The following is a 2712-nucleotide window of genomic DNA, read 5'->3' as shown; positions in this document are numbered from 1 at the left end:
CACACATGCTGTGAGCTCGATGAGTAAGGCGGGACACGTGGTATCCTGTCTGAATATGGGGGGACCATCCTCCAAGGCTAAATACTCCTGACTGACCGATAGTGAACCAGTACCGTGAGGGAAAGGCGAAAAGAACCCCGGCGAGGGGAGTGAAACAGAACCTGAAACCGTGTACGTACAAGCAGTGGGAGCCTTCTTTATGGGGGTGACTGCGTACCTTTTGTATAATGGGTCAGCGACTTATATTCTGTAGCAAGGTTAACCGTATAGGGGAGCCGCAGGGAAACCGAGTCTTAACTGGGCGTTAAGTTGCAGGGTATAGACCCGAAACCCGGTGATCTAGCCATGGGCAGGTTGAAGGTTGGGTAACACTAACTGGAGGACCGAACCGACTAATGTTGAAAAATTAGCGGATGACCTGTGGCTGGGGGTGAAAGGCCAATCAAACCGGGAGATAGCTGGTTCTCCCCGAAAGCTATTTAGGTAGCGCCTCGTGAACTCATCTTCGGGGGTAGAGCACTGTTTCGGCTAGGGGGCCATCCCGGCTTACCAACCCGATGCAAACTGCGAATACCGAAGAATGTTATCACGGGAGACACACGGCGGGTGCTAACGTCCGTCGTGAAGAGGGAAACAACCCAGACCGCCAGCTAAGGTCCCAAAGTCATGGTTAAGTGGGAAACGATGTGGGAAGGCACAGACAGCCAGGATGTTGGCTTAGAAGCAGCCATCATTTAAAGAAAGCGTAATAGCTCACTGGTCGAGTCGGCCTGCGCGGAAGATGTAACGGGGCTAAACCATGCACCGAAGCTGCGGCAGCGACGCTTATGCGTTGTTGGGTAGGGGAGCGTTCTGTAAGCCGTCGAAGGTGTGCTGTGAGGCATGCTGGAGGTATCAGAAGTGCGAATGCTGACATAAGTAACGATAAAGCGGGTGAAAAGCCCGCTCGCCGGAAGACCAAGGGTTCCTGTTCAACGTTAATCGGAGCAGGGTGAGTCGACCCCTAAGGCGAGGCCGAAAGGCGTAGTCGATGGGAAACAGGTTAATATTCCTGTACTCGGTGTTACTGCGAAGGGGGGACGGAGAAGGCTATATCAGCCGGGCGACGGTTGTCCCGGTTTAAGCGTGTAGGCGGAGTGTCCAGGTAAATCCGGACGCTTATTAACGCTGAGGCGTGACGACGAGGCACTACGGTGCTGAAGTGATAAATGCCCAGCTTCCAGGAAAAGCCTCTAAGCATCAGGTAACACAGAATCGTACCCCAAACCGACACAGGTGGTCAGGTAGAGAATACCAAGGCGCTTGAGAGAACTCGGGTGAAGGAACTAGGCAAAATGGTGCCGTAACTTCGGGAGAAGGCACGCTGGCGCGTAGGTGGAGGGACTTGCTCCCCGAGCCGAAGCCAGTCGAAGATACCAGCTGGCTGCAACTGTTTATTAAAAACACAGCACTGTGCAAACACGAAAGTGGACGTATACGGTGTGACGCCTGCCCGGTGCCGGAAGGTTAATTGATGGGGTTATCCGCAAGGAGAAGCTCTTGATCGAAGCCCCGGTAAACGGCGGCCGTAACTATAACGGTCCTAAGGTAGCGAAATTCCTTGTCGGGTAAGTTCCGACCTGCACGAATGGCGTAATGATGGCCAGGCTGTCTCCACCCGAGACTCAGTGAAATTGAACTCGCTGTGAAGATGCAGTGTACCCGCGGCAAGACGGAAAGACCCCGTGAACCTTTACTACAGCTTGACACTGAACATTGAGCCTTGATGTGTAGGATAGGTGGGAGGCTTTGAAGCGCGGACGCCAGTTCGCGTGGAGCCAACCTTGAAATACCACCCTTTAATGTTTGATGTTCTAACGTAGGCCCGTAATCCGGGCTGCGGACAGTGTCTGGTGGGTAGTTTGACTGGGGCGGTCTCCTCCTAAAGAGTAACGGAGGAGCACGAAGGTCAGCTAATCACGGTCGGACATCGTGAGGTTAGTGCAATGGCATAAGCTGGCTTGACTGCGAGAGTGACGGCTCGAGCAGGTGCGAAAGCAGGTCATAGTGATCCGGTGGTTCTGAATGGAAGGGCCATCGCTCAACGGATAAAAGGTACTCCGGGGATAACAGGCTGATACCGCCCAAGAGTTCATATCGACGGCGGTGTTTGGCACCTCGATGTCGGCTCATCACATCCTGGGGCTGAAGTAGGTCCCAAGGGTACGGCTGTTCGCCGTTTAAAGTGGTACGCGAGCTGGGTTTAGAACGTCGTGAGACAGTTCGGTCCCTATCTGCCGTGGGCGCTGGAGAATTGAGGGGGGTTGCTCCTAGTACGAGAGGACCGGAGTGAACGCACCACTGGTGTTCGGGTTGTCATGCCAATGGCATTGCCCGGTAGCTAAGTGCGGAAAAGATAAGTGCTGAAAGCATCTAAGCACGAAACTTGCCCCGAGATGAGTTCTCCCTGACTCCTTGAGAGTCCTGAAGGGACGTTGAAGACTACGACGTTGATAGGCCGGGTGTGTAAGCGCAGCGATGCGTTGAGCTAACCGGTACTAATGACCCGTGAGGCTTAACCTTACAACGCCAGAGGCGTTTTTGAGAGACACGATTTTCAGCCTGTACCGGATATATCTGCGCGGCCTTACGGGCGGCGCGGAGACAGAATTTGCCTGGCGGCTTTAGCGCGGTGGTCCCACCTGACCCCATGCCGAACTCAGAAGTGAAACG

At 54.2% G+C, this 2712-nt stretch carries 1 rRNA gene; it reads left to right on the top strand.

Annotated features, from left to right (window positions below):
• Positions 1–2562: ribosomal RNA gene (locus FOV68_RS23780) — 23S ribosomal RNA — on the top strand; the annotation flags it as partial.
• Positions 2563–2712: the final 150 nt, after the last annotated feature.

Origin of the sequence: Pantoea sp. paga (assembly GCF_007558755.1) — a bacterium.
In the GTDB taxonomy this organism is placed as follows: domain Bacteria; phylum Pseudomonadota; class Gammaproteobacteria; order Enterobacterales; family Enterobacteriaceae; genus Pantoea; species Pantoea agglomerans.
This window is presented reverse-complemented; position numbering and strand designations above follow the sequence as displayed.